This window comes from Nocardia asiatica NBRC 100129 (assembly GCF_000308415.1).
Classification (GTDB): Bacteria; Actinomycetota; Actinomycetes; order Mycobacteriales; family Mycobacteriaceae; genus Nocardia; species Nocardia asiatica.
On the sequence record NZ_BAFS01000275.1, the window covers coordinates 18,587 to 42,166 of the forward strand.

The window sequence follows — 23,580 nt, forward strand, 5'->3', positions numbered from 1 at the left end:
AACACCATGCCAGACACTCGGGAATTCGACCTGGTCCTCTTCGGCGCGACCGGCTTCGTCGGCAAGCTGACCGCGCGATATCTCGCCGACGCCGCACCGGAATCCGCGCGCGTCGCGCTGGCCGGCCGGTCGCTGGACAAGCTGACCGCCGTGCGTGCCGGGCTCGGGCCGAAGGCCGCGGAATGGGGCCTGGTGGTGGCCGATTCGACCGACCGCGCCGCCCTGGACGAGCTGGCCGCGCGCACCAAGGTCGTCGTCACCACCGTCGGCCCGTACCTGCGCTACGGGATGCCGCTGGTGGCGGCGTGCGCCGCGAACGGAACCCACTACGCCGACCTCACCGGTGAGCCGCTGTTCATCCGGGACGCCATCGACGCCCATCACGAGCAGGCCGTCGCGACCGGCGCGAAGATCGTGAACTCTTGCGGCTACGACTCGATTCCGTCCGATCTGAGCGTCTACCAGCTCTATCGCCGCACGGTCGAGGACAACGCCGGTGAGCTCGTCGACACCACGCTGGTGGCCTCGCTCAAGGGCGGCGTCAGCGGCGGCACGATCGATTCCGGCCGCGCGATGATGGAGGCGATCGCCGCCGACCCGGCCAAGGGCAAGGTGCTGTCGCACCCGTATTCGCTGAGCCCGGACAAGTCGATGGATCCCGACGTCGGCCGCCAGTCCGATCAGGCGCTGTCGCGGGCCGGCGCCATCGACCCGAGCTTGGACGGCTGGGTGAGCACGTTCGTCATGGCCGCGCACAACACCAAGATCGTGCGCCGCACCAACGGACTGCTCGGCTGGGTGTACGGCAAGAACTTCCGCTACCGCGAAGTGATGAGCGCGGGGCGGTCGCGGGTGGCGCCGCTGGTCGCGGCGGGCATGGCGGGCGGCATCGTGGCGGGCATGACCGCGGGGGCGCTGCTGTCGCGGGCGTCGGCGGGCCGCAAGCTGCTGGACCGCGTGCTGCCCAAGCCGGGCACCGGACCCAGCGAAAAGGCCCGCACCAGCGGTTGGTTCAGCATGAAGACCTTCGCGCACACCACTTCGGGTGCGAAGTACGTGGCGACCTTCGCCGGTAAGGGCGACCCGGGATACCAGGCCACCGCCGTCTTGCTCGGCGAGAGCGGACTGTGCCTGGCCTTCGACACCGACAAGCAACCCGAACTCGCGGGCGTGCTCACCCCCGCCGCGGCGATGGGGGACGCGCTCACCGAGCGGCTGCGGGCGGCGGGCATGACCATCGCGGTGGATCGCGCCTGAGGAACGCGAATGCCGGTGAATCTCGCACGAAAGACGATGAACGCCCCGGCGCTGGCCGCGGTGTACGAACGAGCGTGGCGGCCCACGCTGTTCTATCTCGCCAGTGGCCGCACCACCGCGGCGGACCGGCGCGACGCCGTCACCGCACTGCGGCTCGGCGGCGCGCAGAAGGTGCTCGACATCGCCTGCGGCCCGGGCAATTTCACCAGACATCTCAGCGAAGCGCTGTCCGGCGACGGCTACGCGATCGGCCTGGACTACTCCGAGCCGATGCTGGCGCGCGCCGTCGCCGACAACGCCGGGCCTCGCGTCGGCTATCTGCGCGGCGACGCCCGCACCCTCCCGTTCGCGGACGGGACCTTCGACGCGGTCTGCTGTTTCGGCGCGCTCTACCTCATCCCGGACCCGCTCGTCGCCGCCCGCGAGATGATCCGCGTGCTCGCCCCGGGTGGCCGCATCGCCATCACCACCAGCCACCGGGCCGCGAACCCGTGCGGCGACGTGAGCCGCGTGGTGGGCAGTTGGAGCGGGCTGCGGGTGTTCGATTCCCGGACTTTTCCGGCGCTGTTCGCCGAGCACGGATTGGTGGAGATCGACCAGCGGGTCCATCGCCTGTTGCAGTACGTCAGCGCGACGAAACCCGTTGCCGCGCAAGGGCGCTGAACTGTCCGCACCCCTTCCCTTCGTTCTGCCGATGATCAGCCCGCGGTGACGGCCCGGATCAGGAATTCGAGTTTGTCCACAGTCTGGTCGAGCGGGCGGGTGCTGCGTTCGGCCCGGCACATGGCCACCGTGCCCTCTACGGCGGCCACGATCAGGGTGGCGGTCTGCTCGGCGTCGGCGTCGCTCGCGCCGTGCTCGCGCAGCGACCGCGCCAGCAGGCCGGTCCAGTGCTCGAACGCGGCCGCGGCGGCCCGCTGCGGCAGGTCGTCGGCCTGATCTTCTACCGAGACGGCGAGCACCGGGCATCCCGCCTGGAAATCGCTGTCCGTCACGACTTTTCGCCACATGTCCGTGAACGACCGCAGTCCGGCGACCGGCCCGGCCGACAGGCCCTCGGCGAGTTTGCGGGCGGCCAGCGCGTCGGCGAAGCGCACCGCTTCCGCGGCCAGCTGCGATTTGCCGCCCGGGAAGTAGTGGTAGGTCGAGCCCAGCGGCGCCTGGGCATGTTTGGCCAGCTCCCGCACACTGGTCGCGTTCAGGCCGCGCCGGCGGATCATGTCGGCCGCGCCTGCCACCATCCGCTCTCGCGCCTGCGGCGTCTCGGCCATCGCTGCACCTCCCTTGTTCATGACGACTGTCATAGCGTACCGTGCAGGAGTTATAACGATCGTTATAGATCCCGGTTCTTCTTTCCGAACGGAGTTCGACATGCCGATGATCCAGCTCACCCTGCCCGCCGGAGTCCTGGCCGCCGACGCCCGCGCCACACTGCGCGAGACACTTTCGGCCACCCTGCTGAAGTGGGAGGGAGCGCCCGATACGGCCTTCTTCCGCGCCCTGGCCTGGACCCGCATCGAGGAGGTCCCGGCAAACGCTTTCGGCAGCGCCGAGGACGAGCTGCCGCGCTTCCGGGTCGACGTCACCGTGCCCGCGGGCGCGCTGTCCGACCGCCGCAAAGCCGGTCTGATCCAGGAGGTGACCGCTGACGTCTCAGCCGCGGCAGCCCTCGGCGACACCGACGGATTGCGAGTATGGGTGCTCATCCACGAACAGCCCGAAGGAACCTGGGGTGCGGCCGGAAACGTGGTGCGCTTCACCGAACTGGCCGCTTTGGCGAAGGGACAGCGCACCGATGCGTGAGCTGACTTTCCTCCTGGCCGGGCGGCTGGAATGGCGGGAACGCCCGGAGCCGATTCCGCGAGACGCCCCGGTTCGCCCGTTCGTCACCGTCGACTGACACTGCCCCGATCGATCCCGGCCGATCACGCGAACGAATGGAACTTCTGACTCAAAGCGCGAAGAACACGAGCGCCGAGAGAAGAACTACGGCACCGAAAAAGCCAGCGGCAATGGGTGCGAAGAACTTGGCCGGTATCGGAGCGTCGTTTGCCCGCAATATATTTCGCAACGGAGCCCGCATGTCCGCACGGACACCTGGCGAGGAGCGTTCGAAAACGTCATGGTGCAGGCGGGGTGGAGCCGAGGTCGACCATGCGACGGAGGATGGCGGGTGACAGGGCCAGTTCGAATTCCGTACCGCTGCTTTCGAAGACGAAGGCGAGGTAGTCGTTATGCGGTAGCGGGGTTCTGCGGACCGAGCAGTGCTCGCCCACGATCACCCAGCCGCCCATGGTCAATTGATCGGACATCGCCACTCCCCGCCCTCCGACACTTCCGACAAGTGGACTATGCCAGTTGCGGTCGAATGGTGTCAACGGCGGAAATCGGCCGCTGAGCTGGTGAAATACTCCTGCCGGATGGTTCCGCTGCCGGGTGGGTGGACGATTTCGCGATACTCGAGCGCGACACCGCGGGCGTCCAGCGCTACGCGGTGCACGACCAGCACCGCCGCCGGGCCCGCGAGCTCGAGATGGCGGCGCTCGTCGTGGGTGGCCAGCCGAGCACCGACGCTCTCGCGCACCATCGCGGTAGCGCGTCGAATCGCGACTTCCAGGTATTCCGAGGCGCCACCGGGTACGGAATCCGACCGATCGGCGGCTTCGGTGTTCACGCCGGGGAACCAGCATGTGATGAGCATTGCCGGGCCGGATGTACCAGCGCACAGCAACTTTCGAATAGAAACCGCGCTCGCGGCGGACAGGCCGAGCGCGTCGGTGACCTCCTGAGGCCCTTCGACCACTTCCGTTACGAGCACGGTCACCGATTCGGCGGCGGCGGCGGAGCGGGCTTCGTATCGCGGGGCGCGCTCCCGCATCAGCGCGGAGCGTTCGGTCACGTAGGTGCCCGATCCTTGCCGCGACCGCACGATTCCTTCCTGGCGCAACGCGTCCAGCGCTTTGGCGGCGGTAGGCCGGGCCACCTTCCAGCGGGCGGCGAGCTCGCGCTCGGAGGGCACCTCATCGCCGGGAGCCAACTCGCCACGCTCGATCAGCTCGCGCAGATGTCCCGCGATCCGCAGGTATTTCGGCACCGCGCCAGAACTTTCGGCCACCGGTCTCCCTCCCCTGCGGACCGCTGGCCAGTGTAACAACGGCCGGTCGGCTCGCCGGGTACGCCACACAAGCCCGCACCGACGCGGTCCGCCGTCTTGTACCGACCGGTAAAGTGCGACTCCAGTACAGCGCGGTACGAACAGGACCGAGCGGAAGGGGGCTTCCACGTGGCGGTACCGGATACCGGGCAGGGGACGGCGCGAGAGCTGTACGCCGCGGCGGTAGGCGCGGGCGGGGGCGAACCGTTCGAGCTGGACACCGCGGTCGCGGAGAACCTCGCCGCCGCCTGCGACAAACTGGTCGACGACCTGCGTCGCGCGATGGCCGACGAGCATCTGGTCACCGAGGTGACCGGCTTTCCCGATCTGCCCACCGGCCAGGGCCTCACCCGCGGGTTCGCCGCCAAAGGACGGCAATACCTGGACACCCTCACGGCGTTCCAGGAAACCGCGCTGCTGTTCAAAGCCGCGTATCTCGCCGCGGCCAACCGGCTGGCCGACGCCGAGGCCGCCAATCAGGCCGCGCTGCGGCTGATCACCGAGTACCTGGAGCCCCGGTGAGCACACGCCGGTGCGCCGGGAACGACTGAGGGGGACGAGGGATGGCAGACTCCGCGGCACGCGCGGCAGCCGACGGCATCCGGCGGGAGCTGGCCGATTTCGTCGACGGGGCGTCCGATCCCGCCTACGCGCCGGATCGGGAACTGTTCGGGGCCTACACCCATCAGCAGATCTGGGACCTGGTGCACGAGACCCTCGATCCGGCGGCGCTCGGCCGGATCGCGGAGGCATGGCAGGCCAACGCCACCGCGGTAGCCGAAGCGTTCCAAGCCTTCTCCGATGCCACCAACCGGGAATTCGCCCGCTGGTCCGGGCGCGCAGCCGACGCCGCGGTGGGTGCGACCAGGCAATTCGTCCGTGCGGGCGGGGACGCGCACGACGTGTGCCGGGCGGTCGCGCGACTGATGGAGTTGAATAGCGATGCCGCGCAGACGGTCCGGGGCGCTATCGCGCCGCCGCAGCGGTATCGGCCGCTCGCTGACCCGGCCGCCGAGGCGGTTTACGGTGGAAAACGTAGGATGGAACACGATAGTGCGGCGGCAGACATCGAGGCGGATGTCCGGGACACCATGACTTACGTCTACACCCCGACGATGCCCGCCACCGGCGATCACGTTCCCCAGTTCCCCCGGCCGCACGAAGGTTCGGCGGCCGACGGCGCCGCACCGGCCGACCCGAACTCCGTCCGCGGAGGCGGCGCGCGGTGAAATGGGTGCTCAGCCCGGACGAATTCACGCATGTCTGGACGAACGAAACGAGCCTGGACCGCAGGCCCTATCCGGTCAACATGGTCCCCTCGGCCACCGTGCGCACCGAGTCGGAGTACCACGCCCTCGGTCTGCCGCAGCGCTTCGCCCGGCAAGCGGATCCGGACCTGGCCGCCGCGCTGATGCTGTGCGCGCGCAACGACGCCACCACGATCACCGTCTCCGGTGAACGCTCCGCGCTCTCGCGCGACAGCGGCGACGCGGAGGCCGAGCGAATCCTGGCCTTCGCCGCGGTGGTGCACAACCACGCGGGCATCCTGGTCGCCACCCCCGACCGGGTGACCGTACAGATGTGCCACGCCCGCGCGGTGGGCGAACGCCTGGTACACATCATCGGGTCGGCGCGGCCGGGCAGGCTCGCCCCGATGCGCGAGCCGCAGGACGCCGTGTTGAGCCCGGACCGGACGGAGCCGTTCGTCACGAACGGTCACCGTGGCGCGGCGAAATTCCGGCAGACCCTGCGCAAGCCGGTGGACGGACGCGGCTTCATCACCGTCACGGTGGAGCCGGAGAATCCGATGTCCCCGCCCACCCGCCACCGCACCTGGCTGGACTTCACCGGCGACGGGCGCTACCTGCTCACCACCGCGCACGATCTCGTCCTCACCCCCGTGTCGGACGAGGAGTTCGCCACCCAGCTACTGCGCCTCGCGCAAGTCTGACCGTCGGAGCTCCCGCGGGGTTAGGTTTACGGCATGGCGCAGCATTGGACGGTCCCGCCTACCGAGGCACTGAGAGCCGACGGCTTGCGGGTCGCCGAGCTGGACACCTCCGCGACGCCGGGGTTCACCGGTGACAAGAAGTCGGGCGGCGCGCTCCTGGCCGAACGCAGCCTCGTGCTCTCGGATCTACAGGAGAAGCTGTACGCCAACGGCCGCTCCGGCGGCGATCGCCGCAGCGTGCTGCTGGTGTTGCAGGGTATGGACACGGCGGGCAAGGGCGGCATCGTCCGGCATGTCATCGGGTCGGTCGATCCGCAGGGCGTCGACCACGCCGCCTTCGGCGTGCCGACGCCGGAGGAGCGACGCCACCACTTCCTGTGGCGCATCCGCAAAGCGTTGCCGCGCGCGGGTCAGCTCGGTGTGTTCGATCGCTCGCACTACGAAGACGTACTGGTGGTGCGCGTGCACAACCTGGTGGCGCCCACGGTGTGGGAGCCGCGCTACGAGGAGATCAACGCGTTCGAGCGGGAACTGGTGGACGAGGGCGTCACGCTGGTGAAGGTGGCCATGTTCGTCTCGCTCGACGAACAGAAGAAGCGGCTGGCCGAGCGACTGGAGCGACCGGACAAATTCTGGAAGTTCAACCCGTCCGACATCGATGAGCGCGCCTACTGGCCCGCCTACCAGGAGGCGTACCAGGCGATGCTGGACCGCACGTCCACCGGGTACGCGCCCTGGCATGTCGTGCCCGCCGACCGCAAGTGGTTCGCCCGTCTCGCGGTTACCGAACTGCTGATCGCGGCGCTCGAGCGGCTCGAACTCGAATGGCCCCCGGCGAGGTTCGACGTCGCCGCGCAGCGGCTGCGCTTGGCGCGAGCCTGAGTCGCCGGCCGAATTCGACGCCACGGCGCAGCGGTGCGTTCGGCGTAGGCGTCAGTTGCCGACGAGACTCGATGACACAACGGCGTGGCCCAGGCGTGAGTTGCCGCCCGCGGCGCAGCAGCGCTCGGCTCGGACCCTTGTCGTCGCTGCGGCGGCTCCGTCGTGCTCAGGAGACCAAAGGACGGACTCGCTCGGCGACGAACCGGAGATAGGCGGCGGGATCCGGATCATCGGCGGTGGTCTGCAGTACGACGGTGTCGGCGCCCGCGTCGGCCAGTGCGGTGACGGCCGCGGCGATCGCGTGCGCGTCACCCGCCACGCCCGCTCCTGGCGCATGCGCGGGGGTGCGTTCGGCGGCCAAGCGGGCTTCGGCATCCGGGCCGGTGACCGCCAGCAGATTCGCCACCACGTGGTGCCGGTCGGTGCGCCCGGCCGCGGCGCGCCCTTCGTCGATCAGCTGGCGTGCGGCGCGAACACCGTCGGCGTCGGTGATCGAATCGAGCAGCGTGCCGTCGGCGTGCTCGCCGGACAGCCGGATCGAGCGCGGACCGCGCGCGCCCGCGTAGATTTTCGGCGGCGTCGCGGGCGGCCAGTCCAGTGCGACAGCGTCGAGACGCACGTAGCGGCCCGCGACGGTGACCCGCTCACCCGTCAGGAGGGCACGCAGCGCGTCCAAGTGCTCGCTCAGCAAAGTGACCGGCGACTCGACGCGCGCGCCGACCTGCCCCATCCAGCTCTGGACGCCGTGCCCGACGCCGAGGGTCAGCCGGTCGGGAAACAGGCGATGCAGCGTGGCCGCCTCCATGGCGGTGAGGGCGGCATTGCGCAGCGGCACCGGCAGCAGCCCGATACCGACGCGCAACCGCTCGGTCCAGGCGAGCGCGGCCGCGGCGGTGGCGATCCCGCTCTCCGCGAAGCAGTCCTCCCACAGCCACAGCTCCTCCAGACCCGTCGCTTCGGCGACCCGGGCCGCCGCACGCAGTAGTTCGGGCGGGTTCTGCGGACGGAACACAGCACCGAGAACAGTCATCCCACTTTCCTACCGGCTGCACTCGGCGGATGTGGATTTATCGCGTGCGGACCTCCGGCGGCGGCACGACAGGCCGGGCGGCGGCGTCCCAGATGTGTCGCGCGAGTCCCGGCCGACGGCGCTTTCACCGCGCTCAGGGCAGTTGCCGGACAAAACGGGACCCCGGTCGGTGTGGTGTCCAGCCCGCGTCCGCGACACGTCCGGTGTGCGCGAATTCGCCCCAGTGGGCGCGGGTCCGGCGGCCGAGTGCGTCGATCTGCGCCGCCGTGAGGGGCGCGAGCATCGGGGCGGTGTGCCAAGTGTCGCCGTCGGCGAACAGCAGCGGCAGATCGATGCAGTGGCAGGCGCCGTACGGATTCGCCGGATGCAGCTGCCCCATCCGGTAGCAGTACACGCGCGCCCCGGCGTCGGCCAGTTCGTCCGCGAAGCAAAACAGTCCGTTCTCGAACGCCTTTCGCCCGATCAGTCGCTGCGCCGCCGCGTCGAGCCGGGCGCCGGCCAGCGGCAACCGGCGCAGCCTGCCGAAGACCGGATGCGGGCCGCCGTAGAAAGCTCGCGACTCCTCGGCCGCGCACCCGAGCAGCACCGGCAGATCGGTGGCCGCGTCTCGCACCGCCGCGCGCCACGTGCGCTCGTCCGGCAGCGGTCCCGCGTCGGCCACGGGCAAGAAAGGTGGCGCCGGGTTCATCGCCCCTGGCCCTGCCGCCCGCCGGATGGTGCGGCCCTGCGCGGCGAGCAGTTCGGACACGGGGGCGGTGCGCGCATCGGCGTCGAGTTCGGCGAGGAACATCGCCCCCACCCGCTCGGCCTGCCGGTGGCTGTGGAATCCGACGCCGAAGGGCGCGCTCTGCACGATCGCCCCGGCGAACAGCGGCCGAGCCTCCGCGATCCCCAGCAGCGCGACGACCGATTGCCCGCCCGCCGACTGCCCCCACACGGTGACGCGCGCCGGATCGCCGCCGAACTCGGCGATGTGGTCGCGCACCCAGCGCAGCGCCGTGATCTGGTCGCGCAGGCCGAGATTGCCCGCCGAGACGCCCGGCGCGCGCAGATATCCCAGCGCGCCCAGCCGATAGCTCACCGACACCACGACGGCTCCGGTCTCGCCCACCAGCCGGTCCGCGTCGTACAGATTCCATTGCCCGCTGCCCGCCAGATAGGCGCCGCCGTGCAACCACACCAGCACCGGACGCGCGCCCTGCCGGGCGTCCATGGGGGCGGTGACGGTGAGCGCGAGGCAGTCCTCCGACTGCTCGAGCGGCTCCGCCCGCCCCAGCACGCTCTCCAGCCGCCCCGGCAACTGCGGCGCTATCGCGTACCGGCGCGTCGCGTCGTACACCCTCTCGGGCGCGGCGACGGCCTCCGGCGGTGCGAATCGCTCCGCGCGCGCGTAGGGGATACCGCGGAACACCGCGACCTCGCCGCGGGCTTCGCCACGCCAGCGCCCCGAGATCACGTACTCCATGCCGCTCCTCTCCACTATCGCAAGTCGACTTGCGATAGCGTCACGGTAGAGGGCGGACCCGTACAACCATCTGCACGTCACGCAACTGGGCGGGGAGCTGCCGCCCGGAGCTGGCTCGCGACGCCGTCGACCTGGTCCTCACCGGCATCATGCCGCGCTGAACGCGTCGCCGAAGCCGGCCGGATTCTGCGGCGGCAGCCCCGATGTTTCGGAATCTCTCAGGTAGGACGACCATGATGACGGGCGTGGCCGCTCACCCGGGAGAGTGGCCTGCGGATCTACGATCGTGACGGCAGGAACCGTCCGGCGAGCGAAAGGCGTGGTGAACGCACGGTGAGCAAGAACCAGGGTGGGAAGTCGAACCCGCTGCTGGCGGCGGAACGCGCCGACCGCAATCGGAAGATCTTGATCCAGGTGGCCGTCGCCGCCGTGCTCGTCGGGCTGATCGCGGCCATCGGCATCGGCATCGCGGTGCAGAAGGCCCGCAACGACGATCCCGGCCCCACCCCCTCCATCACCGCGACCGCGGCCCCGGCCCCGGGCGCCGTTCCCGCTTCGATCACCGACAACGGAGCCGTCCGGATCGGCAAGCCGGACGCGAAGGTCACCGTGCGCGTGGTCGCCGACCTGCAGTGCCCCGCGTGCAAGGCGTTCGAGGCCGCCAACGGCCAAGTGCTCGAAGACGCGGTGAACAACGGCACCGCGGTGGTCGAATACAACGTGATCGCCTTCCTGGACAAGGCGTCCACCACCCGGTACTCCTCGCGCGCGGGCAGCGCCTCCTACTGCGTCGCCGAGGCCGACCCGTCGAAGTACCAGAACTGGCTGAACACGATGTTCGCCCAGCAGCCGCCGGAGGGCGGCGCGGGCCTGTCCGACGACCAGCTGGTCCAGATCGCCAAGAGCGCCGGCTACACCGACGACGCGGTCGCCCAGTGCATCACCGACCACAAGTACGACAAGTACGTCCAGGCCAACACCAAGGAAATCCTGGCAAGCGGCATCCAGTCGACGCCCTCGGTGTTCGTCAACGGCAAGAAGGTCGAGTCCAGCCAGGAGATCTTCGGCAACGGCGGCCTCGCACCCGTGATCAGCGCCGCCGCGGGCCAGTGATCACCGCGGGGCCCCGGGCCGCCTGGGTCCTGCTGATCGGCGGGCTGGCCGGCTGGCTGGCCGCGGTGGCGCTGACCGTGGAACGGTTCAAGCTGCTCACCGATCCCGGTTACACCCCGTCGTGCAGCCTCAACCCGATCCTGTCCTGCGGGTCGGTGATGGTGACCGAGCAGGCCGCGGTCTTCGGATTCCCGAACCCGCTGATCGGCGTCGTCGGGTTCTCCGTCGTCGTGACGCTCGGGGTGCTCTCGGTGGCGGGAGTCGGCTTCCCGCGCTGGGTGTGGGGCGCCATGTGGCTGGGCACGGTGTTCGGGGTCGGCTTCGTCTGCTGGCTGATCTTCGAAAGCCTGTACCGGATCAACGCTCTGTGCCCGTATTGCATGGTGGTGTGGGCGATCATCACGCCGCTGCTCGCGGTGAGCACCGACCAGCTGTGGGGGCGCTCGCGCGGCCCGCTCGGCGTGCTCGCCGAGTGGCGCTGGACGATCGTCGCGCTGTTCTTCGCGGTGGTGCTGCTCCTGGTGTTCCTGCGCTTCCAGGACTACTGGTTGTCGCTGGTCTGATCCCGGGCCGGTCAGTTCGGCGGACCCGCGACCAGCGTCACCCGCACCGTGCGCTCGCCCCCCGCGCCGGTGACGCCCAATCGAACGGTGTCGTTCGGCTTGCGCGTGTTCAACGCCGCGCGCAGGGACTGCGCGTTGGTGACCGACTGGTCGTCGAGCGAGGTGATCACGTCGCCCGCGGCCAGCCCGGCGGCGTAGGCGGGCATGCCGTAGAGCGCCACGTCCACGCGGGCGCCCGTGCCGATGGGCAGCGCGTTGGAGATGAGCACACCGAGCGTGGCCGTCGGGCCGACGTGCACCGTGTCGGTGGGGGTGCCGGAGCGGATCTGCCGCACCACCCGCATCGCGGCATCGATCGGTACGGCGTAGCCGTTGGCCGGTCGATCGGCCGCCCGCGCCCCGTCGCCCGAGGCCGCGGCGATGACGCCGACCACGGACGCGTTCCGGTCCACCAGCGCGCCGCCGGACTGCCCGGGCGTGACCGCCGCCGCGACCTCCAGCATGCCGCTGAGCGCTTTGCGCGACAGGTCGGCGGCGTTGACCGCCACGATCGCGCTGTCCAGATCGGTGAGGGGGCCGTGCACGGCGGTCGGCGCGCCGCCGGTCCCGCCCGCGTTCCCGATCGCCACGACCTCCTCGCGCAGGCGCAGTCCGGCCGAGCTGCCGATCGTCGCGATCGGCAGTTCGGCGGCGGCCAGGTCGAGCAGCGCGATGTCGGCCTCGGAGTCGTAGCCGAGCACCACCGCGTCGTAGACCTTGCCGTTGCCGACGTCGGTGACGGTCACGGTGTCCGCGCCCTTGACCACGTGATGGCTGGTGAGCACCTCGCCGTCGGCGGTGAGGACGATCCCGGACCCGGCCGCGCCGGGCCCGGACCGCTCGGCCGAGGCATTGACGTTGACCAAGGCGGGTCGCACCGCCGCGGTGATCACACCGGGATCGAGCGGCTCCGGTGGAGCGAAGCCCATCGATGCCACGGTCTCGGCGGGGTCGGGCCGGTCGCGGACCGGCAATTCGCCGCGATACCCGAGGAAGGCGGCCATCGCGAGCGCCAGGGTGACGACCAGGATGAACACCCGGCCGCGACCCCGCCTGCGCCGCGCCCTGGTCCACTGCTGCCGTTCTTCGTCCATGGCTCTCCCGCCTCGGCCGAACCGCTCACCCATTCCATTGTCGCCAAAGAACACCGCCGAAGATCAGCGATCCGGCGACCGAGCCGGAAAAGGGCCTGTGACCGTGCTCTTTCCGTGTCACAGTTGGCAACGGCACCCATGCGACGGTAGGCATGTCCTCATGAGCACAGCCGCCGCCTACGCCCTGTCCGCCCCCGATGGCTCGTTCGAGAAGGTCACGATCCAACGCAGGGAACTGGGGCCGCACGACGTGCTGATCGACATCAAATTCGCGGGCATCTGCCACTCCGACATCCACACCGCGCGCGACGAGTGGGGCCGCACCCGCTACCCCTGCGTGCCCGGACACGAGATCGCGGGCGTGGTCGCCGCGGTCGGATCCGCGGTGAGCAGGCATCGGGTGGGCGACCACGTCGGCGTCGGATGCATGGTCGGCTCCTGCGGGGTGTGCGCGCCGTGCCTCGCCGACGAGGAGCAGTACTGCGCCGCGGGCGCCACCATGACTTACAACTCCGTGGTCGACCCGGCCGTGCAGCCCGGTGGCCACACCCTCGGCGGTTACTCCACCCAGATCGTGGTGACCGAGAACTTCGTGGTCGCCATCCCCGAGGGTCTCGGCCTGGACGTCGCCGCGCCGCTGCTGTGCGCGGGCGTCACGCTGTACTCCCCGCTGCGGCACTGGGGCGCCGGACCGGGCAAGAAGATCGCGATCATCGGCATGGGCGGGCTCGGGCACGTCGGGGTGAAGCTGGCGGCCGCCATGGGCGCCGAGGTCACCGTGCTGAGCCACTCACTGAGCAAGCAGGAGGACGGCAAGCTCTTCGGCGCCGTCGGCTACTACGCGACCAGTGACAAGCAGACCTTCCGCGATCTGCGCGGCCGGTTCGACCTGATCCTCAACACGGTTTCGGCGAACCTGCCGATCGACGACTACCTGCGCCTGCTGAACCTGGACGGCACCCTGGTCATCCTCGGTCTGCCCGAGAACCCGATGAGCGTCCAGCCGTTCAACCTCGCCGGGTACCGCCGCTCGCTGGCGGGTTCGATGATCGGCGGCGTCGCGCAGACCCAGGAGATGCTCAATTTCTGCGCCGAGCACGGCATCGGCGCCGAAATCGAGCTGATCGCCGCCGACGAGATCGACGGCGCCTACGACCGCGTCGTGGCCAGCGACGTGCGCTACCGATTCGTCATCGACGTCTCCACCATGTGAGCCCGCTCGCCGCACCGGCGCGGCCGCGCGTCGTCCGGACGCGAACCGGTGTCGGCGTGGGTACCTTGGCCTTGTGTCTGCGCAGGACGAAGACGAGACGCAGGGCCCGGCCATCGCCGCGCGCGGCATGCCGCCATGGCTGCCGCGCGCGTTCCTGCTCGCCGCGGCGACGATCACCGGGTTGCTGGCGGCCTTCTGGGTGCTCGAGCGCCTGCAGGGCCTGCTGACGGTCCTGCTCGTCTCCCTGTTCCTCGCCTTCGCGATCGAGCCCGCGGTGAACTGGCTGGCCCGGCGCGGCATGCGGCGCGGTCCGGCGACCGGGCTGGTGTTCCTCATCTTGACCGCCTTGGTCGTCGGCTTCCTGTGGACGCTCGGCGCCCTGCTGGTCGAGCAGGTCACCACGCTGGTCAAGAACGCCCCCGAATACGCCGACCGGGGCGTGGACTGGATCAACGACACCTTCCACCAGGATCTGTCCAGCACCGACATCCAGAAGTACGCCACCGACTGGAGCTCGACCCTGGAGGGCTACCTCACCGGATTGGCGGGCAACGTCTGGGGCATCGGCACGGCCGCGATCGGCGCGCTGTTCCAAGGTCTCGGCATCCTGCTGTTCACCTACTATTTCGCCGCCGACGGCCCCCGCATCCGGACCGCCGTCTGCTCGCTGCTGCCGCCGCGGCGCCAGCGCCACGTGCTGCGCGCCTGGGACATCGCGGTGGAGAAGACCGGCGGCTACATCTATTCGCGCGGGCTCCTCGCGCTCGCCTCGACGCTGGCGCACTACGCACTGCTGCGGATGCTGGACGTGCCATCGGCGTTCGCCCTCGCGCTGTGGGTCGGCGTGGTCTCCCAGTTCATCCCGACCGTCGGCACCTATCTCGCCGGTGCCCTTCCGGTGATCGTCGGGCTGGTGCACGGACCGAGCACGGCGCTGTGGATTCTCGGCTTCATCGTGCTCTATCAGCAGTTCGAGAACTACGTGCTGCAACCGCGCATCACCGCGACGACGCTGGACATGCATCCGGCCGTCGCCTTCGGCGCGGTGCTGGCCGGCGCCGCGCTGCTCGGTGCGACCGGCGCACTGCTCGCCATTCCGGTGACCGCGACGGTGCAGGCGTTCTCGGGCGCCTACATCCGCCGCTACAACGTCGAGGCCGACGTGGAGGCCGATCTCGACGGCACGGGCCCGCCCAAGCGCCGCAGCAAGTTCGCCCGGCAGTTGACCCTTCGGCTGGCGGGCCGCCACAACCCGCCGCCGAAGTGAAAGGGGACAGCGCGCCCGCCCGGGCCTATCCCACGGTATGGGTAGCCATGGGTCGCGCGCCGATGTAGAACTCTCGGAAAACGATTCGCACCGCTTTCGGTGCCGAGGCTGGATGGGAACAATGCTGAAGCGGCCGCCGGACCTGGCCTTCGACCTCGGCAAGATGCACCGCAGGCGCAACGACGTGGTGGCCGCGCGGGAGGCGTTCCAGATCGCCATCGCCTCCGGTCATCCGAACTGGGCGCCGCTGGCCGCCGCGGAGCTGGGCGGACTGCTCAGTGCGGCGGGGGACAAACCCGCCGCGGAAGGCGCCTACCACGTGGCGGTCGATTCCGGCCACGAGGACGCCGCGCCGCGCGCCGCCTACAATCTCGGCCTGCTGCTGGCCGAACGCGGCGACATCGCGGCGGCCGAAGCGATGTACGAGCGCGCCGCCGAGTCCGGGCACCCCGACGCCGCGCCGCGCGCCTGGATCAACCTCGGCTACTCCCGAGCCAAGCGCGGCGACTCGGACGCGGCGCGAACCGCCTACGAGCACGCCATCGGCGCGGGTCCCGGCGACATCGCCCGGCTCGCGCTGTCCAACCTGGCCTACCTCCTGCGCACCGAGGGCGACTTGGACGGCGTGAAAGCCGTCTACCGCACCGTCATCGACGGCTGGCCCGGGGATCAGTCCCTCCTCGTCGCGGGTGATCTGGTCCAGCATCTGAGCGAGGCCGGTGATCTCGCCGGAGCCAGGGAGATCAGCCGGTCGATGGCCGAAGCGGACGATCCCGCGGTCGCCGCTCGGGCCAGTTTCGACGTCGGGGTGTTCAGCGACCGGCTCGGCGAGCCGGAGGCGGCGCTGGCGGCCTTTCAGCGTGCGCTCGATTCGACCGACGCCGAAGCGCGCACCCGCGCGGCGGCCGCCCTCGCCCCGATCTACCACGAGCGTGCCGCGACCGTGCTGCGCGAGACGGACTGGGCGGGACTGGCGCACGCCTACGGATCAGCGGGCGACGCTCCCGCCATGCTCGCCGACCTGATCAGCGCGGCCGTCGAAGACCAGGCGCGCGGCATCGTCTTCCTGTTCTCCGCGGTTCTGCACGAGGGATCGATCTACTCCGTCACCGCGCCCGCCGCCGAGGTCGTGCTCGGCGCGCTGCTGCACGAGCGCACCGACGTGACCTACGCTCGCGCCTGGCTGCGCGAGCCGCAACCGTTGCGCTTGGAGCTGCTGAACTGGCTGCACGAGGTGATCGCCACCGCCGCGTGGCAATCCGCCGCGCAGGACGACGCCGGGTTCACCCCGGCCGATCGCGCCGCGACGGCGGCCTGCTTGGCGCTGGTGCCACACCTGCGCGCCGCCGCGTCCGCCGCGCTGGCGATGGCCGAGGCCGACTCGGTCGCCGATGCCGCCACCGAAGTGCTCGCGACACTCAGCACACTCGCGGCCGCCGACGGGTGAGCGCGTCCCACTCGGACCCACGCCCACCGGTGAGTGGACCGCGTCAGCCGGTGACCGCACTCACCACAACGGTAACCGGCTGTTCGACGAACTCGTCCGACTGCGACAGGACTCGAACCGGGGTCGGCTATTGATCGGTGGCGGACCATCGCCGAGGTCACGCACGATGCGCACCAGACCGTGTGATCAGCCCACCGCGTCCGATCGGCGGCGTTCGCGCTACTCAGCCGCCTCCACCCGCCTGCGGACGCGGCGTGCCGCGGCGACCATGTTGCGCAGCGACGGCTCCAACTGCCAATAGTGGCGCGTCTTCAGGCCGCCGTCCGGATTGGCCCACAACCGCTGCGGCGTCACCGCTTCCGCGGCCGCGGTGAGCAATTCGTCCAGCTCATCGATATCGGGGATGCGCGCGGACCGGCTCTCGTAGACACCGGGGCCGACGCCGTGGCTGAGCCCGTGCCCGGAGGCGCAGTCCTCCTTCAACGCCCGCAGCACCCACTCGATGGAGCGCGTCGCCACGATGGCGGTGACGTCGGCATCGAGTTGCTCGATCGCCTCGACCACCTCGGCGCGGCCGGAATACCCGATGTGCGTGTGGATCTGCGTGTGCGCCTGCACACCGGAGGTGGCCAGCCGGAACGCGCCGATCGCCCAGCGCAGGTACTCCGCGCGGCCCTCCGGGCGCAGCGGCAGCATCTCCCGGATCGCGGGCTCGTCGACCTGGATGATCGAGATGCCCGCCTTCTCCAAGTCGACCACCTCGTCGCGGATGGCCAGCGCCACCTGGTCGGCGGTCTCGTGCAGCGGTTGGTCCTGCCGGACGAAGGAACGGGCGATCATGGTGACCGGCCCGGTGACCATGCCCTTGACCGGCTTGTCGGTGAGCGACTGCGCGTAGCTGATCCACTCGACCGACATCGGCGCGGGACGCGACACGTCACCGTAGATGATCGGCGGTCGCACACAACGGGATCCGTACACCTGCACCCAGCCGAAGTGGGTGGTCGCGAAGCCGTCGAGCAGCTCGGCGAAGTACTGGATCATGTCGTTGCGCTCGTGCTCGCCGTGCACCAGCACGTCCAGGCCGATGTCCTCCTGGAGCCGGATCGTCGCCTCGATCTCGGCCTCGATCCGCTTGCGGTACTCCTCGTAGGACAACCGGCCCTCGCCCAGTTCGTAACGCGCCTGGCGGATCCGTGCGGTCTGCGGGAAGGACCCGAGCGTGGTGGTGGGCACCGGCGGCAAGTTCAACCTGCGCTGCTGGGCTTCCCGGCGCACCTCGTAGGGCTCGCGCGAGCGCATGTCCGAGGTCACCGCGTAGACCCGCTGCCGCACCGCGTGCTTCTGTTTGAAGTGCACTTCGGTCGGCCGCTTCCGCCATTTGTCCGACGGGCCTTCGGTGAGCGCCTTGGCGAGCGAGACGACCTCGCCCACCTTCTGCTTGGCGAAGGCGAGCCGGTCGGCGACGTGCCCCTCGATGTCGTATTCGATCAACAGGTCGTAGGGCACATGCAGCAGCGTGGTGCCGGTCGAGACGACCAGATCGGGGCACACCTGGGCCAGTTCGTTGAGGTATTCCAGCGTGACGTAGCGGTCCGCGCGCCACACGTTGCGGCCGCTGATCACGCCCGCGTAGAGGCGCTTGCGGCGGATGCCGGGCACCGCGGCCAGATCCTCGGGGCGCATCCGATGACTGGCCAGGTCTAGGCCGATCGCCTCGATGTTGGTGCTCGCCAGGATGGTCAGCGCCGCACCGAAATCGCCGTACTGGCCGGTGACCAGCATGCGCGGACGCAGCGGGGCCTTGCCCAAGCGTTGATAGGCGGCCTCGAAGGCGGCCAGCTCGGCGGGCGTGCGCTCGCTGGTGAACGCGGGCTCGTCCAGCTGCACGCAGGTGGCGCCGCGCTTGGCGAGGATCTCGAACAGTTCCTCGTAGACCGGCAGCAGCTTGTCCAGCAGGCTCAGCGTGTCGAAGCCGCCCGACTCGCCGGGGATGTGCCCGGCCTTGGACAGCAGCAGCAGCGAAACCGGGCCGATGACCACCGGTCGCAGCTCGATGTCCTGCTGTTTCGCACGATCGAATTCATCGAGCAGCGCCTCGGGATGCAGCGAGAACTCGGTGTCGGCGTCCACTTCCGGCTGGCGGTAGTGGTAGTTCGTGCCGAAGAACCGGACCAGCTCCAGCGGCGGCAGATCCGGACGGCCGCGCGCCATCAGGAAGTAGAAGTCCAGCGGGTGCATGCCGTCGCGGTAGGGCTCGAACCGCTTGGGCACCGCGCCGAACAGCAGTGCGTTGTCCAGCACGTGGTCGTAGAACGAGAAGGTGTTGCCCGGCACCTGCGTCAGGCCCGTGGCGGCCAGCTCGTTGAACTGGGTCTCCTGGATCTCCCGGCCGACGGCCAGCAGTTCCTCCCGCTCGAGCGAACCGTGCCAGTAGGCCTCCAGCGCCCGCTTGAGCTCGCGATGCGGCCCGATCCTGGGATAGCCGAGAATGCTCGACCCGTAGCCGTCGGTCACGTTCACCATGAGCGGGATACCTTCTTTCGATCACCTGCGCGGCCCGCCGAGATCGACGGGTCGATTCAGCGCTGCGCTCTGGATACCCAGCCGAGCCGTCGACATGGCCCGGCTGTTGTGCAGCTTATGCCGATCGCCGTCACCGGCTCGGCAACACCAACTTCTGGTCGATTCTCCACATCGAAGGTCGGGCAGCGCCGCTCGCCCATACGAGCGAGCCATTGCCTCGGCGCACCTCGATAGCGATCGTGAGGTGCTCGCCTTCCCCGCCACGTCCAGTGCGAGTCTTACGAGCACCGTTCGCGGCCCGTCTCGCGTCCGAGCATCCGTTGCGCATGCGCCGCAGGCGCGAGCAGCGGATGCTCGGACGCGAGACTCCCAGGGGCCGCGAACACGCAGCGCCGCAGGCGCTGCAAATCAGACACGGTACTGGTAGAAACCCGCGCCGGTCTTCTTGCCCAGCAGTCCCGCTTCGACCATACGCATCAGCAGCGGCGGGGCCGAGTACAGCGGCTCCTTGAACTCCGCGTACATCGAGTCGGCGATGGACTTCACCGTGTCCAGGCCGACCAGGTCGGTCAGCGCCAGGGGGCCCATCGGGTGGGCGCAGCCGAGCACCATCGCCTTGTCCACGTCCTCCTTGGTGGCGAAGCCGGACTCGACCATGCGGATCGCCGACAGCAGGTACGGCACCAGCAGCGCGTTGACCACGAACCCGGAGCGGTCCGCCGAACGCACGACCTGCTTGCCGAGCACGTCGCCGGCGAAGGCCTCGGCGCGCGTGGAGACCGACTCGCTGGTCTTCAGCGTGGTGACCAGCTCGACCAGCGGCAGCACCGGGACGGGGTTGAAGAAGTGCATGCCGACCACGCGCTCGGGGTTCGCCGTGGCGACCGCGATCTTCATGATCGGGATGGAGGAGGTGTTGGAGGCCAGCACCGCCGACGGGTCGGTGACGACCTTGTCGAGCTCGGCGAAGATGCTCGTCTTCACCTTCTCGTCCTCGAGCACCGCCTCGACCACCAGCTGGCGGTCGGCGAAGTCGCCGAGATCGGAGGTGAACCGCAGCCGCCAGGCGGCCTGCTCGCGTTCGCGCTCGGTGATCTTGCCGCTGCTCACGCCACGGTCGAGGGACCGCAGGATGCGCGCGCGGCCCGCGGCGGCCAGTTCCCGCGTCTGCTCGTACACCAGCACGTCGACGTGCGCCCTGGCACACACCTCCGCGATTCCTGCGCCCATCTGGCCGGCGCCGATTATGCCGACGCGTTGGATCTTTTCGCTGCTCACGTCCCGCTCCTGCTGGGTTGTCTGGCTCTGGGGTGGCTGGTCTGCGAAGGTATCGCTCCGGTGTGAGCGCGCCCTTCGATGGTCCAAGGTATAGGGATGCCCTCCCCGCTGGGGCTGTTCAGCGGGGAGGGCAGTACACCCCTACCGGAGTAGAGGAATGTCGGTTTTCACGTCGGGAACCTCACTTCCCTCGGCAAGCACCTGAGTTCAGCTTCGAATCGTCAGTCGCTGCTTTCGCAACCACCCACGCGCGAGGCCATCGAGCGCCGTTCGCGGCCCGTCTCGCGTCCGAGTGTCCGGTGCGCACGCGCCGCAGGCGCGAGCGGCGGACGCTCGGACGCGAGACTCACAGGGGCCGCGAACACGCCGCGCGGAGGCGCGGCTTAATGAAACTGTCCCTCTTCGGTGGAGCCCTTGAGCGCCGCGGTGGAGGTGTTCGGGTCGACGGTGGTGGCGATGGTGTCGAAGTAGCCGGCGCCGACCTCGCGCTGGTGCTTGATGGCGGTGAAGCCACGCTCGGCGGCGGCCTTGAACTCGCGCTCCTGCAGGTCGACGAAGGCGGTCATGCCCTCGCGGGCGTAGCCGTAGGCCAGGTCGAACATGCCGTAGTTGAGCGAGTGGAAGCCGGCCAGGGTGATGAACTGGAACTTGAAGCCCATCGCGCCGAGCTCACGCTGGAACTTGGCGATGGTCGCGTCGTCCAGGTGCGCCTTCCAGTTGAAGGACGGCGAGCAGTTGTAGGCCAGCAGCTGGTCCGGGAACTCGCCACGGACGGCCTCGGCGAACTTGCGCGCGACCTCGAGGTCCGGCACGCCGGTCTCCATCCAGATCAGGTCGGCGTAGGGGGCGTAGGCCTTGGCACGCGCGATGCAGGGCTCGATGCCGTTCTTCACGCCGAAGAAGCCCTCGGGGGTGCGGGTGCCGTCCAGGAACTCGCGGTCGCGCTCGTCCACGTCCGAGGTGATCAGGGTGGCGGCCTCGGCGTCGGTGCGGGCGATGATCACCGACGGCACGTCGGCGACGTCGGCGGCCAGACGCGCGGAGGTCAGGGTGCGGATGTGCTGCTGGGTCGGGATCAGCACCTTGCCGCCCAGGTGGCCGCACTTCTTCTCGGAGGCCAGCTGGTCCTCCCAGTGCACACCGGCGGCGCCTGCGGCGATCATGGCCTTCTGCAGCTCGTAGGCGTTCAGCGCGCCACCGAAGCCGGCCTCGGCGTCGGCGACGATCGGGGCCAGCCAGTTGGAGACGGCCGTGTCGCCCTCGACCTTGGCGATCTCGTCGGCGCGCAGCAGCGCGTTGTTGATGCGGCGGACCACGGACGGAACCGAGTTGGCCGGGTACAGCGACTGGTCGGGGTAGGTGTGGCCGGAGAGGTTCGCGTCACCGGCGACCTGCCAACCCGACAGGTAGATGGCCTTCAGGCCGGCGCGGACCTGCTGGACCGCCTGGTTGCCGGTGAGGGCGCCCAGGGAGTTGATGTAGTCCTCGTTGTTGACGAGATCCCACAGGATCTCCGAGCCGCGGCGAGCGAGGGTGGCCTCCTCGACGACGGTGCCCTGGAGCTTCGACACCTGCTCCGCGGTGTAGTTACGGGTGACGCCCTTCCAGCGCGGGTTGGTGTCCCAATCCTGCTGGATTTCCGCGGCGGTCCTCGGGGTGCCGGTGGTCGACATCTGTGACTCCACTTCTTCGTTCGGTCCATGCCGCCCGGTCGAGCTACGCGGCAGCTCGTACTGCTGGAGCGGCAATTTGCAGGCTTGCTAGGCCCTTGGGGTGTACTTCCACACGATGGCACACGAAGAAATGGCCGTCTACCTGTTGTTAATGTGAATCTAAGCTAGGTTTTCGTCCTCCTTTGCTAACTCTGCAAAATTTGCCGTCGAATTGCAGTAGTGCAATCTACTAGCCGGTAGCTCTGACGTGGGGTTTTAGCGTAACGCTTGTACTGTTAGCGATCACCGGGCGGTCCCCATTACCCCGGCGCCACCATTCCCAACTGTGAGGACCTTCACACGGCTGCTGTGGCCTACGCCACCTCTCGATCGCGGGCTCCGATTCCGGCCCACCACGCGGCACAGAATGAAGTTCCGATCCCGAACGGGGTCCCTTCGTCTGCCCATCCGCGATACCCGCTCCGCACACGCCGTCAGTCGGATTCCTCGGACCATCCCCATAGCCGGTGCCGTCGCGCGGAGTCCGGCGTGATGCGCCCGGCCGCGACCAACGCCGCGAAGGCGGCGCGCTTACGGGGGCAGTCGTGGTCGCGATGCAACTGCATGGCGCGATGAGCATCGGCGAGCGTGAACGACTGCTGCGGACGTTTACATGTCCACGCCTCCGGCCAGGTCACCGGCCGCAACGAACAACGGGCCCGGGCGGGACGGCGCGGGCGGGCGGGACGGCGCGGCCGCGCGATCGGCCAGACACACGCGACCCCGACCATGACGAACACGCCGCCCCCGACCACGGCGATAATGCTGTGCACTATTTGCCACAAGCCCACGGCCGCTCGCCTTTCCCAGCACAGCCGTTGTCCGGGTCCGGTGCGGAAAGGCCGTCGAGCACTTGCCGAAGGGTCGCCACTTCCGGCATCTCTTCGAGCGCCGGTCCACGCCCGCTGTGGTCGAGCGGGAAAGCGATACCCCGACGATGAGCACGCTCTCGCGGGCTGAACCGCTGCGGCACGATCCGGCCGCCCCGCACCAGCGTGCAGTAGGCGACCCACTTCCAGGCGCACTGCTCGATCCGGCAGGCACGATGACGCTGCATCTGCTGGTGCGCCAACTCGAGGTCAGCGGACGCGCAGACGCGCGCTGGAGCGACGATCACGTGTCGATTCGTCACGCCGCCCCCGCTCCTGCGGCCGGCGAAGCCTGCGCCGACCGCACCCAAGTGCCCTGCGGGCAAACGGTTTCCAGATCGAAACCCACATCACAGACCAACGCGGGCCGGTTATCCACATGCCCGAGATCGAAGACAACGATCACCTCGACCACGAGCCCGCTCGCGATCGTGAGCACGTACCCGATCGGATCGACGACATCGACCGGTGGACGAACCGTGTAGATGTATCGGTAGCCGAGCGCGAGAGCATGCCGCAGTACCGCATCGGCATGCCGTAGCGCGTCCGCACCGGACACGTCACTGCGAACGAGCCCGATCGCTTTCGGCACTTTCCGACCCGCAGCCGAGCGGAGACCCGGCCCGGCATCCACGACTTGCCTGTTCATCAATACCCCCAACATCTTCGTAGCGATTCGTCCGACCTGCGGCATCGGCGGGTTCCCTCGATCGACCCAGC

At 69.5% G+C, this 23,580-nt stretch carries 24 protein-coding genes; 12 read left to right on the forward strand and 12 right to left on the reverse strand.

Annotated elements, in window-relative coordinates:
* Positions 1-6: 6 nt before the first annotated feature.
* Positions 7-1,257 (forward strand): saccharopine dehydrogenase family protein, encoded by a 1,251-nt coding sequence (locus tag ON27_RS26110; protein WP_043733392.1) that lies wholly within the window; start codon positions 7-9, stop codon positions 1,255-1,257.
* Positions 1,258-1,272: 15 nt separating this feature from the next.
* On the forward strand, positions 1,273-1,920 hold the full coding sequence (locus ON27_RS26115) for a class I SAM-dependent methyltransferase (RefSeq protein ID WP_043733517.1): 648 nt from the start codon (positions 1,273-1,275) through the stop codon (positions 1,918-1,920).
* A 35-nt stretch (positions 1,921-1,955) separates the two neighbouring features.
* Here the strand turns inward: ON27_RS26115 and ON27_RS26120 are convergent, their stop codons facing one another.
* On the reverse strand, positions 1,956-2,528 hold the full coding sequence (locus tag ON27_RS26120) for a TetR/AcrR family transcriptional regulator (RefSeq protein ID WP_043733519.1): 573 nt from the start codon (positions 2,526-2,528) through the stop codon (positions 1,956-1,958).
* 100 nt (positions 2,529-2,628) lie between these two features.
* Here ON27_RS26120 and ON27_RS26125 point away from each other — a divergent pair, with 100 nt between their 5' ends.
* A complete protein-coding gene (locus tag ON27_RS26125; RefSeq protein WP_043733396.1) occupies positions 2,629-3,060 on the forward strand; it encodes a tautomerase family protein in 432 nt (143 codons plus the stop codon).
* Between the two features lie 317 nt (positions 3,061-3,377).
* On the opposite strand, the gene ON27_RS26130 is transcribed toward ON27_RS26125, so the two are convergent.
* Both ON27_RS26130 and ON27_RS26135 read right to left on the reverse strand, forming a co-directional pair.
* Positions 3,378-3,569 carry a hypothetical protein gene (locus ON27_RS26130; protein WP_157227345.1) on the reverse strand — a complete coding sequence of 64 codons (192 nt, stop codon included), beginning with the start codon at positions 3,567-3,569 and terminating at the stop codon, positions 3,378-3,380.
* A gap of 62 nt (positions 3,570-3,631) precedes the next feature.
* The gene (locus ON27_RS26135) at positions 3,632-4,372 is read right to left on the reverse strand and encodes a GntR family transcriptional regulator (RefSeq protein ID WP_043733402.1); all 741 of its coding nucleotides are present in this window, start codon (positions 4,370-4,372) and stop codon (positions 3,632-3,634) included.
* Between the two features lie 168 nt (positions 4,373-4,540).
* Between ON27_RS26135 and ON27_RS26140 the strand changes: the two genes are divergently transcribed.
* Genes ON27_RS26140 through ON27_RS26155 form a run of 4 tightly spaced genes read left to right on the forward strand, consistent with a single transcriptional unit; the run spans position 4,541 to position 7,244 of the window.
* Positions 4,541-4,933, forward strand: coding sequence for a hypothetical protein (locus tag ON27_RS26140; protein ID WP_043733405.1), 393 nt, complete (start codon positions 4,541-4,543; stop codon positions 4,931-4,933).
* 41 nt (positions 4,934-4,974) lie between these two features.
* Complete coding sequence (locus ON27_RS26145; protein WP_245560149.1) at positions 4,975-5,640, forward strand: hypothetical protein; 666 nt, start codon at positions 4,975-4,977, stop codon at positions 5,638-5,640.
* Positions 5,637-6,362 carry an ESX secretion-associated protein EspG gene (locus ON27_RS26150; protein ID WP_043733408.1) on the forward strand — a complete coding sequence of 242 codons (726 nt, stop codon included), beginning with the start codon at positions 5,637-5,639 and terminating at the stop codon, positions 6,360-6,362. The genes ON27_RS26145 and ON27_RS26150 overlap by 4 nt, the downstream gene beginning before the upstream one ends.
* A 33-nt stretch (positions 6,363-6,395) precedes the next feature.
* A complete protein-coding gene (locus ON27_RS26155) occupies positions 6,396-7,244 on the forward strand; it encodes a polyphosphate kinase 2 family protein (protein WP_043733410.1) in 849 nt (282 codons plus the stop codon).
* A 166-nt stretch (positions 7,245-7,410) separates the two neighbouring features.
* On the opposite strand, the gene ON27_RS26160 is transcribed toward ON27_RS26155, so the two are convergent.
* Positions 7,411-8,274 carry an LLM class flavin-dependent oxidoreductase gene (locus tag ON27_RS26160; RefSeq protein WP_043733413.1) on the reverse strand — a complete coding sequence of 288 codons (864 nt, stop codon included), beginning with the start codon at positions 8,272-8,274 and terminating at the stop codon, positions 7,411-7,413.
* 133 nt (positions 8,275-8,407) lie between these two features.
* On the reverse strand, positions 8,408-9,739 hold the full coding sequence (locus ON27_RS26165) for a carboxylesterase family protein (protein ID WP_043733416.1): 1,332 nt from the start codon (positions 9,737-9,739) through the stop codon (positions 8,408-8,410).
* Between the two features lie 333 nt (positions 9,740-10,072).
* On the opposite strand from ON27_RS26165, the gene ON27_RS26170 reads away from it, so the two are divergent.
* Both ON27_RS26170 and ON27_RS26175 read left to right on the forward strand, forming a co-directional pair.
* Complete coding sequence (locus ON27_RS26170; protein WP_043733418.1) at positions 10,073-10,852, forward strand: DsbA family protein; 780 nt, start codon at positions 10,073-10,075, stop codon at positions 10,850-10,852.
* Positions 10,849-11,415, forward strand: coding sequence for a vitamin K epoxide reductase family protein (locus ON27_RS26175; protein ID WP_051047007.1), 567 nt, complete (start codon positions 10,849-10,851; stop codon positions 11,413-11,415). The genes ON27_RS26170 and ON27_RS26175 overlap by 4 nt, the downstream gene beginning before the upstream one ends.
* Before the next feature lie 11 nt (positions 11,416-11,426).
* On the opposite strand, the gene ON27_RS26180 is transcribed toward ON27_RS26175, so the two are convergent.
* Complete coding sequence (locus ON27_RS26180; protein WP_043733420.1) at positions 11,427-12,548, reverse strand: S1C family serine protease; 1,122 nt, start codon at positions 12,546-12,548, stop codon at positions 11,427-11,429.
* 160 nt (positions 12,549-12,708) lie between these two features.
* On the opposite strand from ON27_RS26180, the gene ON27_RS26185 reads away from it, so the two are divergent.
* From ON27_RS26185 to ON27_RS26195, 3 genes are all read left to right on the forward strand, one after another.
* Positions 12,709-13,761 (forward strand): NAD(P)-dependent alcohol dehydrogenase, encoded by a 1,053-nt coding sequence (locus ON27_RS26185; protein WP_043733423.1) that lies wholly within the window; start codon positions 12,709-12,711, stop codon positions 13,759-13,761.
* A 73-nt stretch (positions 13,762-13,834) separates the two neighbouring features.
* Positions 13,835-15,028, forward strand: coding sequence for an AI-2E family transporter (locus tag ON27_RS26190; RefSeq protein ID WP_051047008.1), 1,194 nt, complete (start codon positions 13,835-13,837; stop codon positions 15,026-15,028).
* A 121-nt stretch (positions 15,029-15,149) separates the two neighbouring features.
* Positions 15,150-16,475, forward strand: a complete 1,326-nt coding sequence (locus ON27_RS26195; protein ID WP_043733427.1) for a tetratricopeptide repeat protein — start codon at positions 15,150-15,152, stop codon at positions 16,473-16,475.
* A 219-nt stretch (positions 16,476-16,694) separates the two neighbouring features.
* Here the strand turns inward: ON27_RS26195 and metE are convergent, their stop codons facing one another.
* The 6 genes from metE to ON27_RS26225 form a co-directional block, all read right to left on the reverse strand.
* Positions 16,695-19,001 (reverse strand): 5-methyltetrahydropteroyltriglutamate--homocysteine S-methyltransferase, encoded by a 2,307-nt coding sequence (gene metE, locus ON27_RS26200; protein WP_043733430.1) that lies wholly within the window; start codon positions 18,999-19,001, stop codon positions 16,695-16,697.
* Between the two features lie 408 nt (positions 19,002-19,409).
* On the reverse strand, positions 19,410-20,279 hold the full coding sequence (locus ON27_RS26205) for a 3-hydroxybutyryl-CoA dehydrogenase (RefSeq protein ID WP_043733433.1): 870 nt from the start codon (positions 20,277-20,279) through the stop codon (positions 19,410-19,412).
* A gap of 383 nt (positions 20,280-20,662) precedes the next feature.
* The gene (aceA, locus tag ON27_RS26210) at positions 20,663-21,952 is read right to left on the reverse strand and encodes an isocitrate lyase (protein WP_043733437.1); all 1,290 of its coding nucleotides are present in this window, start codon (positions 21,950-21,952) and stop codon (positions 20,663-20,665) included.
* A gap of 473 nt (positions 21,953-22,425) precedes the next feature.
* Positions 22,426-22,782: a hypothetical protein gene (locus ON27_RS26215; protein WP_157227346.1), complete on the reverse strand. Its 357-nt coding sequence runs from the start codon at positions 22,780-22,782 to the stop codon at positions 22,426-22,428.
* A complete protein-coding gene (locus tag ON27_RS26220) occupies positions 22,764-23,123 on the reverse strand; it encodes a hypothetical protein (protein WP_157227347.1) in 360 nt (119 codons plus the stop codon). Before ON27_RS26220 ends, ON27_RS26215 begins: the two co-directional genes overlap by 19 nt.
* The gene (locus ON27_RS26225) at positions 23,120-23,554 is read right to left on the reverse strand and encodes a hypothetical protein (RefSeq protein ID WP_043733445.1); all 435 of its coding nucleotides are present in this window, start codon (positions 23,552-23,554) and stop codon (positions 23,120-23,122) included. Before ON27_RS26225 ends, ON27_RS26220 begins: the two co-directional genes overlap by 4 nt.
* Positions 23,555-23,580: the final 26 nt, after the last annotated feature.